The sequence below is a fragment of the Frondihabitans sp. GW821-FHT04F02 genome (assembly GCF_059420045.1).
The window spans coordinates 249,723-264,078 of sequence record NZ_JBWKSZ010000001.1 but is presented as its reverse complement, the minus strand read 5'-3'; the positions used below and the strand labels follow the sequence as shown (position 1 = coordinate 264,078).

Genomic DNA, 14,356 nt, shown 5'->3' with positions numbered 1-14,356 from the left:
CTACGCCTCGGTCGACTCGTCGGCAGCGGCGTCGTCGGCAGCGGGAGCCTCGGCAGCGGGCGCCTCGGCGACCTTCTCCGTCTTGGGCTTGAGGACGGGCTTCTTCTTCTCGTCGGCGACGAAGGCCTCCTTGGGGGCCTTGGTCTTGACGGTCGAGACGGCGTCCTTGTCGCCCTTGAACTGACCCCAGTCGCCGGTCAGCTTCAGGAGGGCGGCGACCTGCTCGGTCGGCTGAGCGCCGACGCCGAGCCAGTACTGGGCGCGAGCCGAGTCGACCTCGATGACAGAGGGCTCTTCGGTGGGGTGGTACTTGCCGATCTCTTCGATCACGCGGCCGTCGCGCTTGGTGCGCGAGTCGGCGACGACGATGCGGTAGTACGGGGCGCGAATCTTACCGAGACGCTTGAGGCGGATCTTGACGGACACAATTCTCCTGTGGCAGTGATTTGAGGCGAGTTGCTAGCCGTGAGCGTGGGGGCACACTCGGCTCGAAAGCTCTAAGGGGTCATGCGTGCCACCTGATTAGAGGGTCGGGTGGCCGCTGACTCGACCTCTCATTGTTGCAGACTGGTGCCCATTCAGCCAATCATCCGCTGGCCCGTGTCGGGATCGATGCCCTCGTCCCTCAAGATCCGGTCGATCGCGTCCGCTGCGTCCGCCGGCCTCCGGCTCGCACGCCGCCGTGGCCACAGCGCTTCCGCCGGTTCGAACGCTCCCGTGTAGCCTCCGCCCTCGCGTCTCGCCCACGCGGCGCGGAGTCCGGCCACGGCCGCCTCGAGGCGGCCGATGGCGTCGTCGTCCAGACGGTAGAGGCGCTGCGGCCAGGCGTCGCGGACTCGAACGAATCCGGCGCCGTGCAAGATCTTGAGGTGCTTGCTGACCGCGGGCCACCCGACTCCGAACACGTGCTGCACCCTCTCGGCGAGGTACAACGACGCGCACTCCTCCGATGCCAGGACCGCGAGCAGATACCGGCGAACCGGGTGCCCCATGACGTCGAATGCGTTCGCGGCATCGACGAGCCACGGCGCGGGCGGCGCCTCAGGAGTCGCAGGAGTGAGCGGCATGCGTCGATTCTTCCGCGAGGTGACTCTGCCCGACGGCTGTCCACAAGAATCCAGCCCCCCGAAGGCCCTGTGGAGAACCGTCGCCGCTCGCACGCGCATCGCCCGGCCCTGTCGGTTCCCCTCCGGAAGACTTTCCCCGCGCGTGAATTCACGCCCAGGGAAAGCGGCCGAAAAGGAAACCCCGGGGGGGGGCAGGCGGGCGGGTGGGGAGCCCGCGTCAGGGGGCGATGGCGCGCGACGCGGACAGCCCCTCGGAGGTCGCCCGGACGGCGTCGACGGCGCGGGCGTCGAGGGCGCCGCCGATGACGGTGTGCTCGATGGCGGCCGCCGCGAGTTCCTGCGCCAGGGACGAGACGGATTCTTGGCCGGCGCAGACGATCACCGTGTCGGCCGGGATGGCGGTGACCCGGCCGGCGTCGTCGACGACGTCGAGGAAGCCCGGGCGGATCTCGCGGTAGTCGACGTGGTCGACGAAGCGCACGCCGGCGGAGCGGAGGCGGCCGACGGCGACCCAGCGGGAGGTGACGCCGATGCCGCTGCCGAATCTGCCGGAGCGCGACACGAGGGTCACATCGGCGCCGGGGCGGGGCGGGTGCGGGCGGAGCGCGGGGCGGCGCTGCGGGCGGTCGGACTCCGCGGATCCTGCGCGGGGTAGGCCGTGGTCGGCCACGAACGACGCCGCGCGGTCGGCCTCGCGGCCGGACTCGACGAGGAAGGCGGCTGTGTCGACGCCGATGCCTCCGGAGCCGATGAGCGCGACGGTGCCGCCGGGCACGCCGTGGCGGAGCGCCTGCTCGTAGGTGAGGACGTGCGGCAGGTCGACTCCGGGCACGTCGATGCGGCGCGGCTCGACGCCGGTGGCGACGACGACATGGTCGAAGCCCGCAAGATCGGCGGCGGTGACGCGGCGTCCGACGTGGACAGCGGCGCCGAGGGCCAGGAGGGCGGAGTGCCAGGCCTGGACGGGGCCGGCGTAGTCCTCCTTGCCGGGGATGGTCGCGGCGAGGTCGAACTGGCCGCCGAGCACGTCGCGGGCCTCGAAGACGGTGACCGGATTGCCGCGCTTGGCCAGGTCTACGGCGGCGGCGAGGCCGGCGGGGCCGGCTCCGACGACGGCGACGCCGCGGCGGACTGCCGAGGGCACGGTCGGGAACTCGAGCTCGCGGGCGGCGCGCGGGTTGACGAGGCAGGAGACCGGCCTGCCGAAGAGGGAGCGGTCGATGCAGGCCTGGTTGCAGCCGATGCAGGTCGTGACCGCCGCGAAGTCGCCCGCCGTGCTCTTGGCGACGATCTCGGGGTCGGCGAGGAACGGGCGGGCCATCGCGACGGCGTCGATGAGCCCGCCGGCGAGGACGTCTTCGGCGTCGCGGAGGTCGGTGAGGCGGTTGCTCGCGATGACGGCGACGTCGGGGCGGCTCGAGGCGCGGACGACGCCGGCGATGCGCCGGGCGAAGGGCACCCAGACGCCGTGCGGCACGGCGGACTGGACGGTGGGGACGCGCGACTCGTGCCAGCCGACGCCGATGCTGATCGCGTCGGCACCGGACTCGACGAGGTCGCGGACCAGGGCGTCGACGTCGCCGGGAGTCGATGAGCCGGGCATCAGGTCGTCGCCTGAGACGCGGACGCTGACGGGGATCCCCGCCTGGCGGACCGCGCGCAGAACCTCGACGGCGAATCGACGCCGGCGCTGGGAGTCTCCGCCCCACGCGTCGTCGCGCAGGTTGGTGAGCGGCGAGCAGAACTGGTTGATCAGGTAGCCCTCGGAGGCCATGATCTCGACGGCGTCGAATCCGGCGGCGGCGGCGGAGGACGCGGCACGGCCGAACGAGGCGATGGTCGCGAGGACGCCGGCCTCGTCGAGCTCGAGCGGAACGGCTCCGCGGGCGCCGCGCCACGCTACGGCCGAGGGCGCGACGGCCTGCTGGGGGCGGCCAGACTCGTCGAGGAGGCCATGCGTGAGCGCGTAGCGGCCGGCGTGGAACAGCTGCGCGGCGACGAGTCCGCCGGCGTCGTGGACGGCGGCCACCGCGGTGCGAAGCCGCTCGTCGGCGGCCGGGTCGCCGAGCATCGCGTAGTCGTCGCCCCCGCGGCCCGCATGATCGACGGCCAGGCCGCCGGTGATGATGAGGCCCGCACCGCCTTCGACGCGCTCCCGGTAGAACTGCGCGAGCGCCGCTCCCCCGTCGTCGCGGAGCTCGAGGCCGGTGTGCATGCTGCCCATGACGACGCGGTGCGGCACCTCGAGCGGTCCGAGGCGCCACGGCCGCATGGTCAGCGGAAGCGTCTGCGCGCTAGGAGGCGTCGGAGGCACCCAGCACCGCGTCCCGTAGCGGACTCGTCGTGTCGACCCAGAACGGCGGGGCGATCACGGTCAGCCCGCCGTCGACCGACAGGGTCTGGCCCGTGATGTAGCCAGCCTTCTCGGAGAGCAGGAAGTCGACCGCGTCGGCGACATCGTCGGCGGTGCCCTTGCGCTGCAGCGGGATCTTCTCGACCACGCTCTCGATCGGCGCCATGCCGGGCACCGAGTTGTAGAAGTAGTCGAGCGAGTCGGTGTCGATGAGCCCGCCGTTGACGGCGTTGACCGTGATGCCGCGAGGGCCGAACTCCGTCGCCATGAACTTCACGTACGCCTCGACCGCGGCCTTGGCAGCGCCGAGGGACGCGTAGGTTGGGAACGCGCGGAGCGATCCGTAGCTCGTGATGGCCACGATGCGGCCGCCGTTCGGCATCAGGGCCTCGGCCGCCTGCGCACCCAGGACGAACGAGCGGATGTTCGTCGCGTAGTTGCGGTCGAGGTGGTGCAGCTTCAGCTCGGAGACCGGCTTGAAGGCCGACGCCGCCGCGCTGGCGATGAACATGTCGAGCTTGCCGTAGGTCGTCTTGACGAGCTCGAAGACCGCCTCGATCGACTCGGGCTGCTCGACGTCCAGCTGCGCCGTGATGCCGTCGGCACCGAGCGCGCGGATCTCCGCGAGCGTGCCCTCGGCCATCTCGGCGTTCTTCTTGTAGGTCACGACGACGTCGACGCCGCGGCTCGCCAGCTTGAGGGCGAGCACCTTGCCGATGCCGCGCGAGGCCCCGGTGATCAGAGCGACAGGACGGGTGGGGGTTTCGGAAGCCAACTTCGGCCTTTCGTAGGAACTCGGGATGGTGATCAGTACGAGACGGCGCCGGTCACGACGGCGCGCCCCACGATGAGCTTCTGGATCTCGTTGGTGCCCTCCTCGAAGCGCTGCGCGCGAGCGTCGCGGTACACGCGCTCGATCTTGTTGCGCTTCCAGTAGCCCTGCCCGCCGTGGACCTGCAGCGCCTTGTCGGTGACGCGCGCGAGCATGTCGACCGCGACCATCTTCGATGCGCTCGACAGGACTCCGGCGTCGGGACGGCCGTCTTCATAGGCCTTCGCCGCCTCGATGACGAGGGCGCGGGCGGCGGCGATGTCGGCGTAGTTCTCGGCGAGGTAGAACTGGATCGCCTGGCGGCTCGACAGCTTCTTGCCGAACGTCTCTCGCCGGTCGGCGTACTCGACGGCGAGCTGCTGGGCGCGCTCGGCGAGGCCGACGGCGCTCATCGCCACGGACACGCGGCTGGGCAGGAGGAAGCCGCCGAGGGCGACCTTGAGGCCGTCGCCCTGCTCGCCGAGGAGCGCTCCGGCCGGGACCGGCGTCTCGGTGAAGCGGAGGATCGCGTGGTCGGTGCCGCGGATGCCCATGGTCTCGGAGTCGTCGATGACCTCGGCGCCGGCGAGACCCGTGTTGGGCATGAGGAAGGCGACGAAGCCGTCTTTCTCGGACGACCCCTCGATGCGCGCGGCGATGAGCCAGTAGTCGCATTTCACGCCGAAGGTGATGAGGTGCTTCTCGCCGTTGAGGTACCAGGTGTCGCCCTCGAGGCGGGCCGTGGTGCGAAGATCCTGGCCGGTGCCGGCGGTGGCCTCGGTCAGGGTGAACGCGACGAGCTTGGTGCCGGCGATCGAGGGCTTGACGACCTCCTCCATCTGCTCCGGGGTCGCGAACGGGACCATGGCGCGCCAGGTGCCGTTGATGACGTGGACGAGCATGCGGATCGACGCGTGCGACCGCGACACGATCTCCATCAGCTCGAGGTAGCGCGAGAACGGGATGCCGCGTCCGCCCAGCTCGACCGGCGCCGCGAGGCTGAGGTACCCGCGGTCGCGGAGCTCGGGCAGCAGGCGGTCCGGCACCTGGCCGGTGGCCTCGATCTCGTCGGCGAAGTCCTCGCCCGGCCCCTCCACCCAGGCGGTGATGTCGGCTTTGATCGCCTGGAACTCGGCCTCGTCGAAGGCGGCAGGCGTCGTGATGGTCATGGTCATTAGCTGTTCTCCTTGACGGGCGTTTCCGCGGCGACCAGGTCGGCTGCCCGCTCGCGGAGGATGTTCTTCTGAACCTTGCCGACGGCGTTGCGAGGGATCTCGTCGATGAACTCGAGCCGCTCCGGCCAGTAGTACTTCGAGACGCCGGCGTCGCCGAGGTACTTCTGCATCGTGTCGAACGGGAGTTCCTGCCCCGATCTGGCGGGGACCACGAAGGCGCACGCGCGCTCGCCGAGACGCGGGTCGGGCATGGCCACGATCGCGGCGTCGGACACCATCGGGTGCTGGTACAGCAGATTCTCGATCTCGACGACCGGGATCTTCTCGCCACCGCGGTTGATCACGTCTTTCACGCGGCCGGTGATGTGGAGGAAGCCCTTGTCGTCGATCTTCGCGAGATCGCCGGTGCGGTACCAGCCGTCGGACGTGAAGACGTCGTCGGTGAGGTCGGGGCGGTCGAGGTAGCCGCCGAACATCGTCGGCGAGTGCAGCTCGTAGTTGCCCTCCGAGCCGGTCGGGAGCTCGACGCCCTCGTCGTCGACGATGCGAAGGCGGATGCCGGGCAGCGGCTTGCCGTCGCTCCCCCACGCGTCGGCCGGCGCGTCGAACGGCGTCGACAGCGCGCCCAGGCAGGTCTCGGAGGTTCCGAAGGCGCCGAGCACGCTCGTCTCGAGGACGGTCGTGGCCTTCTCGGCGAGGGCGCGAGGCACTGCGGCGCCGGTCGCCACGAAGATGCGCAGGCTCTCGGGCTGGGCGACCCCGCCCTCGACGGCGGCCACGAGGTCGGTGAGGAACGGCGTGGCGCACTGCACGAAGGAGGCCCTCGACGCGTGGAAGGCCTGGTCGAGGGCGACCTGGGCGTCCCAGACGGGCTGGATGACGCTCGCGACTCCGAGGCGCCAGGAGAGCAGCATGCCGTACAGGAAGCCGGTCTGGTGAGCGAGCGGCGACGGGATGTAGATGCGGTCGCTCTCGTTCAGCCCGAGGTGCGCGACCTCCATCGCGGTCGCGAGGCCCAGAGTGCGGTGCGGGTGCTGCACGCCCTTCGGCTCGCCGGTCGTGCCGGAGGTGAACAGGAGCTGGCAGGTGTCGTCGGGGCTCGGCGCGAGCTGGCGGATGCGATCGACGTCGGCGGTGACGGCGCCGAGGGCGATGTCGTAGTAGCGCCAGTTCCACTCGGAGGCCTGCACCGCGGCGGCCGCCGCAGCGGGGATGGGCGTGAACTCGCTGCGCCCGCCGCCATGGCCTCGGAACTCGGAGCGGATCACGACGACGTGCTCGACTGACAGGCGGCGCTTCTGAGCGCGGGCCTCGTCGACGACCTCGAGCAGCTCGATGGCCGGGCGACGACGACGGAACAGGTTGGGCAGGAAGACGACGCGGGCCCTGGAGCGGGCCAGGGTCATCGTGGTCTCACGCGGGCCGAAGACCGGCATGATCGGCGTGGCGACGGCGCCGATCTGCACCGTGCCCAGCGTGATCGCTACGAACTCCTTCCAGTTCGGCAGCTGCATCGCGACCGACTCGCCCTTCTCGACGCCCAGCTCGATCAGCAGCTGCGAGACCTTGTCGGCCTCGTCTTGCAGCTCGCGCCAGGTGGTCGTGACCGGGGCGACGCCGCCGACCTCGATCACCGCGGCCTCGTCCGGGTGCATCTCGGCAAGACGGCGGACCTTCTCGCTGAGCACCAGCGGGTCGGCGTCGACGCCCTGCAGCTCGAGCGGGGCCTCCTGGAGCGCGGCCTCCTCGGTCAGGCTGTCGCGCTCGAAATCGACGTTCTCGCTGGTCTCGAGGCTCTTCGGGTCGCCCATGTCGAGGTCGAGGCCGATCGACGTCATGGCCTCGAGGAAGGTCGGATACGAGATGCGGTAGGCGCGCGGATAGGTGAGGGTCGACGGACCGGCGGCGCGGGTCGCTGCGATCGCCAGCGACATGAGCACGCGGTGGTCGTTGAACGACGAGAGCGGAGCGCCGACGAGCGGCTTGGTCGCCCCGGTGACGCGCAGCTCGTCGTGCGTCTGGTCGGCGGTGCCGCCCAGCGTGTTCAGCTGCAGCATGGCCGAGACGCGGTCGCTCTCCTTGAGGCGGATGTGACCCACGTTGCGGAACGTCGAGGTGCCGTCGGCGAAGGTGGCCATCGTCGACAGAATCGGCAGCAGGTCGGGGATCGGCTGACAGTCGATGTCGATGGCCTTCAGCGGCGAGCCGTCGCTGGTGATCCGCACGAACCCGGTGGCCTCGTCGATCGTGAACGGCACGCCCATCGAGGCGGCGATGTCCAAGAACTCCGACTCGGGGTGGTCGGTCTCGGCCGTGGTCGTCGCGGTAAGACCGCGGAACAGGACGTCGGAGGGGTGGATCGCTGCGGCGGCGATGCCGAAGGCGGCCGAGCCGATGTCGGCGGGGATCGTGTAGTCGTGCGGCGTCGCCGTCTGGTTGCCCCTGATGCGGAAGGTCAGCCAGTCGTCGTCGTGCTCGACCTCCAAGCCCCAGAGCCGCATCATGCGGATGGTCAGGTCGACGTAGGGCTGCTCGTTGAGCGTGCCGCCGGTGACGTGGATGACGGTGTCGTCCTCGGCGAACGGCGCGAGGAGCAGGAGCCCCGAGATCCACTGGCTCAGCGTGCCGGCGATCGAGACCTCGCCGCCGCGGGGGCGCACGGGCTCCACGTGGACCGGCGGGCGGTCCTGGTCGGCCTCGAGCCGCACCCCCATCTGCTGGAGCGAGTCGAGAAGCGCCTTGATCGGGCGGCGCCGGAAGTACTTCATTCCCGTGAGGGTCATCGGCTGGTCGGCGAGCGACGCGAGGCCGACCATGAAGTAGAGCGTCGTGCCCGAGGAGCCCATGTTGAGCAGGCCCTCGGCGCCCTTGGAGCCGTGGTCGACCACGTCGGTGGCCCGGTACGGGCCGCCCTCGACGACGTAGGTGTTGCCCGTGATCGTGATCGTCGTGCCGAGGGCACGCAGCGTGCCGACGGTCCACTCGACCTGGCGGGTGGTCGACACGCCGGTGATGACGCTGCGGCCCGGGGCGAGCGAGGCGAGCACGAGCGCGCGGTGCGCGTGGTACTTCGACACGGGCACCTCGAGTTCCCCTTCGAGACGTGTGGTGGTTCCGCGCACGACCAACTGCATCGCTGTACTCCTTCTGCTGCGTGAGTCGGGACGCGTCGTTGGAGAGAACCTCTACCCAGTGTCGGTCCCAACCCACAACGTTAGACCTTCCACGCGCCAGCAGAGGGTCACCGGCGGCCCCCACCGCACGCGTCGTCGAAAGTCGTTACACACCCTGCAAGATTTGGGCGTGAACTTCGGAGGATGCCCACTTGCCGACTCCGCGCCCGCTCTCGGGCTGGCAGGATTGGCGCATGAATGGACCGCAGCCCATCCCGTTCGCGTCGAGCGAGCAGTCGACGCTGGGCCTCGAGTGGGAGCTGGCGCTGGTCGACTCCGCGACGGGCGAGCTGGCGCCGCACGCTCCGGCGATCCTGCCGTCGCTCGAGTACCTGAACGCCGACGGCGACAGGGTCACCAAGGAGCTCCTGACGAACACGGTCGAGGTGGTCACCGGCGTGCACCACCGCGTCGCCGACGCACTCGCCGACCTGTCCGGCACCATCGACCTCGTGCGCGAGCGGGCCGCGATCCTCGGCGCCGACCTGATGTGCGCTGGGACGCACCCCTACAGCCAGTGGTACCAGCAGCAGATCACCCCCGACAGCGAGCGGTACGAGACGCTCATCGACCGCACGCGCTGGTGGGGACGCCAGATGATGATCTGGGGCGTGCACGCGCACGTCGGGATCGCCGACCAGCGCAAGGTGCTGCCGATCATGAACGCGCTGCTGGCCTACCTGCCGCACTTCCAGGTGCTGACGGCGTCGAGCCCGTTCTGGGCCGGCGACGCGACCGGGTACGCCTCGAACCGGGCGATGATGTTCCAGCAGCTGCCGACGGCGGGCCTCCCGCCGCAGTTCGAGACCTGGGCCGAGTACGAGGCGATGGTCGGCGATCTGGTGCATACCGGCGTGATCGACGACAACTCCGAGCTGCGCTGGGACCTCCGCCCCTCGCCGAAGTGGGGGACCCTCGAGATCCGCGTCTTCGACGGCATCTCGACGCTGGCGGAGGTCGGCGCCGTCGCCGCCCTGGCCCAGTGCCTGGTCGACGACTTCGCGGCCCGGCTCGACCGCGGCGAGGAGCTCCCCCGGCTGCAGCCGTGGTTCGTGCGCGAGAACAAGTGGCGCGCGGCCCGCTACGGCATGGAGGCGATCATCATCCAGAACGCCGACGGCGACGAGCGGCTGGTCACCGACGACACCCTCGACGTGCTGGAGCGACTGGCGCCGACGGCCGAGAAGCTCGACTGCGCGCAGGAACTCGCCGGCGTCCGAGCGATCATCGAGAACGGCGCGTCATACCAGCGCCAGCTCCAGGTCGCCTCCCGGCACGACGGCTCCCTGCGCGAGGTGGTGGCCTCGCTCGTCGCCGAGCTCCGCGACGGCCTGCCGGGCGCCTAGCGCCGCCCGGAGCCCCGGCCTAGCGGCCGAGGAACTTCTGCAGGCTGGCGAGCTCCTCCTGCGTGGGGGCCTTGTCGCCCTTCTTGCCGCCGAGGCCGAAGCCCCCGCCTGTCGGAGCAGCCGGAGCCGCCTTCTCGCCATTGGCGAGTCGGGCGTTCTCGGCGGCCCGCTTGGCGGGGTTGCCCGCCTTCGAGCCCTTCTTCTTCGCGACCTGCTTGCGGCCGCCGCCGAAGCCGGCGCCGGGGATCGGGCCCATGCCCGGAACCTGCGGCACCCCGCCCTTGGCCACGGTCTTCATCATCTTCGCGGCCTGCTCGAAGCGGTTGACGAGCTGGTTCACCTCGGTGACCGTCGATCCGGCACCGCGGGCGATGCGCAGGCGGCGAGACCCGTTGAGCAGCTTGGAGTTGGCCCGCTCGGCCTTGGTCATCGACTGGATGATCGCCTCGGTGCGCACGATCTCGCGCTCGTCGAAGTTGTCGAGCTGCTCCCGCATGCCCTTGGCGCCGGGGAGCATGCTCAGCATGCCCTTGATCGAGCCCATGTTGCGCAGCTGCTGCATCTGCTTGAGGAAGTCGTCGAGCGTGAAGCTGTCGGTGGCGAACTTCTCCGCCATCTCGAGCGCCTCGGCCTCGTCGAAGGCGCCCTGCGCCTGCTCGATGAGAGTGAGGATGTCGCCGAGGTCGAGGATCCGCGACGCCATGCGGTCGGGGTGGAACGGCTCGAAGTCGTCGAGGCCCTCGCCGGTCGACGCGAACATGATCGGGCGACCCGTGACGTGGGCGACGCTGAGCGCGGCACCGCCGCGCGCGTCGCCGTCGAGCTTGGTCAGCACGACGCCGGTGAAGTCGACGCCGTCCTGGAACGCCTTCGCCGTGACGACGGCGTCCTGGCCGATCATCGCGTCGATGACGAACAGCACCTCGTCGGGATCGACGGCCTTCCGGATGTTGGCGGCCTGCTTCATCATGTCGGCGTCGACGCCGAGACGGCCGGCGGTGTCGACGATGACCACGTCGTAGAGCTTGTCGGCGGCGAACCTCACACCGTTCTTCGCGACCTTGACCGGGTCGCCGACGCCGTTGCCGGGCTCGGGGGCGAAGACCGGGACGCCGGCCTGCTCGCCCACGACCTGGAGCTGCGTGACGGCGTTGGGGCGCTGGAGGTCGGAGGCGACGAGGACGGGCGTGTGGCCCTCCTTCTTCAGCCACTTCGCCAGCTTGCCCGCGAGGGTCGTCTTGCCCGCGCCCTGGAGGCCGGCGAGCATGATGACCGTCGGCGGCTTCTTCGCGAACTCGAGGCGTCGCTGCTGGCCGCCGAGGATCTCGACGAGCTCCTCGTTAACGATCTGGACGACCTGCTGCGCCGGGTTCAGCGCCTTGTTGACCTCGTCGCCGAGGGCGCGCTCGCGGATCGCGGCCGTGAACGACTTGACGACGTCGAGCGCGACGTCGGCGTCGAGCAGGGCGCGGCGGATCTCGCGGACGGTCCCGTCGACGTCGGCGGGGCTGAGCTTGCCCTTGCCGCGCAGGTTCTTGAGGGTTTCCGCGAGGCGGTCGGAGAGTGATCCAAAGGTTGCCATTGTGGATCGATCTTAACTCAGACTCAGCCGATGAGGTTCTGGACGAACACGTGGGGCGTGAAACCGGTCAGGTCGTTGATCCCCTCCCCTTGCCCGACGAGCTTGATCGGGATGCCCGTCTGCTCCTGCACCGCCAGCACGAACCCGCCGCGCGCCGAGCCGTCGAGCTTGGTGAGCACGAGCCCGGTCACGCCGGCGTGCTGGATGAACGCCTCGGCCTGCGCCAGGCCGTTCTGCCCGGTCGTCGCGTCGAGCACGAGCAGCACCTCGGCGATCTCGGTCTGCTTCTCGACGACGCGCTTGATCTTGCCGAGCTCGTCCATGAGCCCCGCCTTGGTCTGGAGGCGACCGGCCGTGTCGATGATGACGATCTCGATGCTCTCGCGCATTGCCTTCTCGACCGTCTGGAACGCGACGGACGCGGGATCCTGCCCCTGCTGCTGGGGCTTCACGATCTGCACGCCGGCGCGCTCGGCCCAGGTGCCGAGCTGCTCGACCGCCGCCGCACGGAAGGTGTCGGCCGCCCCGACGACGACGGTGCGGTCGAAATTGCGCAGGAACTTGGCGAACTTGCCGATCGTGGTGGTCTTGCCGACGCCGTTGACGCCGACCACCAGCACCACCGCCGGGCGGTTCGAGAGCTTCAGCGTGGAGTCGAGCTTCGACAGGCGCTCCTCGAGGTTCTCGCGCAGCATGCGCCGGAGGTCGGCGGGGTCGGTCGTGTTGTACCGGGCCACCTGCTCGCGGAGGTGCTCGGTGATCTGCTCGGTGACGTCGGGGCCGAAGTCGGCGCCGATGAGGGAGGTCTCGAGGTCGTCCCACGTCGTGTCGTCGATCGTCTTGCGACTGAAGACGCCGCGGAGGGCACCGGAGAGGGACCAGGGATTTGCCATGCCTGCAACATTAGCCGGGAGCTTGCGAACGGCTTTCGCCGTCGCGTAGCGTTGTCGTCATTGAAGGGGAGTATTCCCAACGCAGCGGTGTCGTCAATACGTTCCAGAAAGACCTGGTTCCGTACCGCTGGTCCTGGCACTTGTGTAGGGGCGTTAGAGACCTTCAGTGAATAGCCCTGCCATAAAGCGACCGGTGAAACGGCGTGCAGGGCCCAACACTGAAGGAACATCGTGGAAACCTCATTCCTCGTCTGGGCGATCACCATCGCCGGCATCCTCGGCCTCCTGGTCTTCGACTTCTACAGTCACGTCAAGACGCCGCACGAGCCAACCATCAAGGAGTCGGCGTTCTGGTCGGTCGTCTACATCTCGATCGCGATCCTGTTCGGCGTCGGCATCGGCGTCTTCGCTGGCTGGGAGCCGGGCGGCGAGTACTTCGCCGGCTGGATCACCGAGAAGGCGCTCAGCGTCGACAACCTGTTCGTCTTCCTGATCATCATGACCGCGTTCGCGGTCCCGCGGATCTACCAGCAGAAGGTGCTGCTCGTCGGCATCGCGATCGCCCTGCTCTCGCGCGGCGTGTTCATCGCGCTGGGCGTCGTCATCATCGAGAACTTCTCGTGGGTCTTCTACCTGTTCGGCATCCTGCTGTTCTGGCTGGCCTGGAGCCAGGTCAAGCCCGGCGAGGAAGACCACTCCGGTGACGCCGACAGCCGCCTGATCCGCACCCTCCGCCGCATCATCCCGACCAGCAAGGACTACGTCGAGGACCGCCTCACCACGAAGGTGGACGGAAAGCGCCTCTTCACCCCGCTCTTCCTGGTCATGGTCGCGATCGGCCTCACCGACGTGCTGTTCGCGCTCGACTCGATCCCCGCGATCTTCGGCCTGACGCAGGACCCGTACATCGTGTTCACCGCGAACGCGTTCTCGCTGCTGGGCCTGCGCCAGCTGTACTTCCTCATCTCGGGCCTGCTTGAGAAGCTCGTCTACCTGGCCCAGGGTCTCGGCGTGATCCTCGCCTTCATCGGCGTGAAGCTCCTCCTGCACGCTCTGCACGTGAACGAAGTACCCTTTATCAATGGCGGTCGGTCCGTCGAATGGGCCCCCGAGATCCCCATCTGGTTCTCGCTCGGGTTCATCCTGCTCACGATCCTCGTCGCGACCGTCCTCAGCCTGCGCAAGTCGGCTGCGGACGCGAAGAAGAAAGACGAGGTCGCTGCGTCCTAGTCGACGCACCCTGAGGGCCGGCCCCGCATCCAGCGTTGGAGTACCAGCGATGGTGTCGAGGGCCGGCCCGGCCCTCGTCCCCCGCGCGCTCCGCGCGCATCGACGAGAAGAAGACTGAAGAAGACATGCGCCTCGAACTGATCCGCCACGGACAGACCGACTGGAACCTCAACGACCAGCTGCAGGGCTCCAGCGACATCCCCCTGAACGAGACGGGTCGCGCCCAGGCGCACGCAGCGGCCGAGCTCCTGGCCCCCTACGACTGGGCCGCCATCGTGTCATCGCCCCTCGGGCGCGCCCGGGAGACCGCGCGGATCATCGCCGGCGACCTCGGCATCGAGCTCGGCGACGCCTACCCGGAGCTGATCGAGCGCGACTACGCCTCGCGCGAGGGCACCATCACCGAGACGAAGATCCCGGACGAGCCCAACGCCGACTTCCCCGACATCGAGCCGCGCGAGTCGGTCGCGCGGCGCGGCCTCGGCGCCCTCGAGGACATCCGCGACACGCGCCTCCCCCTCGACGGCGACGACAGCAACATCGTCGTCGTGTGCCACGGAACGATCATCCGGTTCACCCTGTCGGCGATCCTCGGCTATGAGGTCGGCCACATCCACAACGCCGCGGCGAACACGGTCGAGTGGGCCGACGGCGAGTGGCGCGTGCTGACGGTGAACGGCGAGCCGGTCGGGGTGGCCGCGTAGAGGTCGGCGAGTTCTTGCGCCC

At 69.5% G+C, this 14,356-nt stretch carries 11 protein-coding genes; 3 read left to right on the top strand and 8 right to left on the bottom strand.

The annotated features are described in order from the left end of the window. From rpsP to aroA, 6 genes are all read right to left on the bottom strand, one after another. The gene (rpsP, locus tag AC07TY_RS01245) at positions 1-426 is read right to left on the bottom strand and encodes a 30S ribosomal protein S16 (RefSeq protein WP_123504938.1); all 426 of its coding nucleotides are present in this window, start codon (positions 424-426) and stop codon (positions 1-3) included. Positions 427-578: 152 nt separating this feature from the next. Further along, positions 579-1,067: an ArsR/SmtB family transcription factor gene (locus AC07TY_RS01240; protein ID WP_123504939.1), complete on the bottom strand. Its 489-nt coding sequence runs from the start codon at positions 1,065-1,067 to the stop codon at positions 579-581. A gap of 217 nt (positions 1,068-1,284) precedes the next feature. Then, positions 1,285-3,381 (bottom strand): FAD-dependent oxidoreductase, encoded by a 2,097-nt coding sequence (locus tag AC07TY_RS01235; protein WP_494784102.1) that lies wholly within the window; start codon positions 3,379-3,381, stop codon positions 1,285-1,287. Continuing rightward, positions 3,362-4,195, bottom strand: a complete 834-nt coding sequence (locus tag AC07TY_RS01230; RefSeq protein ID WP_494784101.1) for an SDR family oxidoreductase — start codon at positions 4,193-4,195, stop codon at positions 3,362-3,364. Before AC07TY_RS01230 ends, AC07TY_RS01235 begins: the two co-directional genes overlap by 20 nt. A gap of 32 nt (positions 4,196-4,227) precedes the next feature. Then, positions 4,228-5,406 (bottom strand): acyl-CoA dehydrogenase family protein, encoded by a 1,179-nt coding sequence (locus tag AC07TY_RS01225; protein WP_199738183.1) that lies wholly within the window; start codon positions 5,404-5,406, stop codon positions 4,228-4,230. After that, entirely contained in the window at positions 5,406-8,540 is a 3,135-nt protein-coding gene (aroA, locus tag AC07TY_RS01220) for a 3-phosphoshikimate 1-carboxyvinyltransferase (protein WP_494784100.1), read from the bottom strand. Before aroA ends, AC07TY_RS01225 begins: the two co-directional genes overlap by 1 nt. A gap of 233 nt (positions 8,541-8,773) precedes the next feature. On the opposite strand from aroA, the gene AC07TY_RS01215 reads away from it, so the two are divergent. Further along, positions 8,774-9,925 (top strand): glutamate--cysteine ligase, encoded by a 1,152-nt coding sequence (locus AC07TY_RS01215; protein ID WP_494784099.1) that lies wholly within the window; start codon positions 8,774-8,776, stop codon positions 9,923-9,925. 19 nt (positions 9,926-9,944) lie between these two features. On the opposite strand, the gene ffh is transcribed toward AC07TY_RS01215, so the two are convergent. Both ffh and ftsY read right to left on the bottom strand, forming a co-directional pair. Continuing rightward, positions 9,945-11,507, bottom strand: a complete 1,563-nt coding sequence (gene ffh / locus AC07TY_RS01210; RefSeq protein WP_123504944.1) for a signal recognition particle protein — start codon at positions 11,505-11,507, stop codon at positions 9,945-9,947. Between the two features lie 23 nt (positions 11,508-11,530). Next, entirely contained in the window at positions 11,531-12,400 is an 870-nt protein-coding gene (ftsY, locus tag AC07TY_RS01205) for a signal recognition particle-docking protein FtsY (RefSeq protein ID WP_123504945.1), read from the bottom strand. Between the two features lie 231 nt (positions 12,401-12,631). Between ftsY and AC07TY_RS01200 the strand changes: the two genes are divergently transcribed. Both AC07TY_RS01200 and AC07TY_RS01195 read left to right on the top strand, forming a co-directional pair. Then, positions 12,632-13,630 (top strand): TerC family protein, encoded by a 999-nt coding sequence (locus AC07TY_RS01200; protein ID WP_494784098.1) that lies wholly within the window; start codon positions 12,632-12,634, stop codon positions 13,628-13,630. A gap of 125 nt (positions 13,631-13,755) precedes the next feature. Further along, complete coding sequence (locus AC07TY_RS01195) at positions 13,756-14,334, top strand: histidine phosphatase family protein (protein WP_123504947.1); 579 nt, start codon at positions 13,756-13,758, stop codon at positions 14,332-14,334. Positions 14,335-14,356: the final 22 nt, after the last annotated feature.

Bases quoted from the DNA above. Each gene is read 5' to 3' on its own strand.
- AC07TY_RS01240 (WP_123504939.1), bottom strand. From the start codon at position 1,067: ATGCCGCTCACTCCTGCGACTCCTGAGGCGCCGCCCGCGCCGTGGCTC.
- AC07TY_RS01225 (WP_199738183.1), bottom strand. From the start codon at position 5,406: ATGACCATGACCATCACGACGCCTGCCGCCTTCGACGAGGCCGAGTTC.
- aroA (WP_494784100.1), bottom strand. From the start codon at position 8,540: ATGCAGTTGGTCGTGCGCGGAACCACCACACGTCTCGAAGGGGAACTC.
- AC07TY_RS01215 (WP_494784099.1), top strand. From the start codon at position 8,774: ATGAATGGACCGCAGCCCATCCCGTTCGCGTCGAGCGAGCAGTCGACG.
- ffh (WP_123504944.1), bottom strand. From the start codon at position 11,507: ATGGCAACCTTTGGATCACTCTCCGACCGCCTCGCGGAAACCCTCAAG.
- ftsY (WP_123504945.1), bottom strand. From the start codon at position 12,400: ATGGCAAATCCCTGGTCCCTCTCCGGTGCCCTCCGCGGCGTCTTCAGT.
- AC07TY_RS01195 (WP_123504947.1), top strand. From the start codon at position 13,756: ATGCGCCTCGAACTGATCCGCCACGGACAGACCGACTGGAACCTCAAC.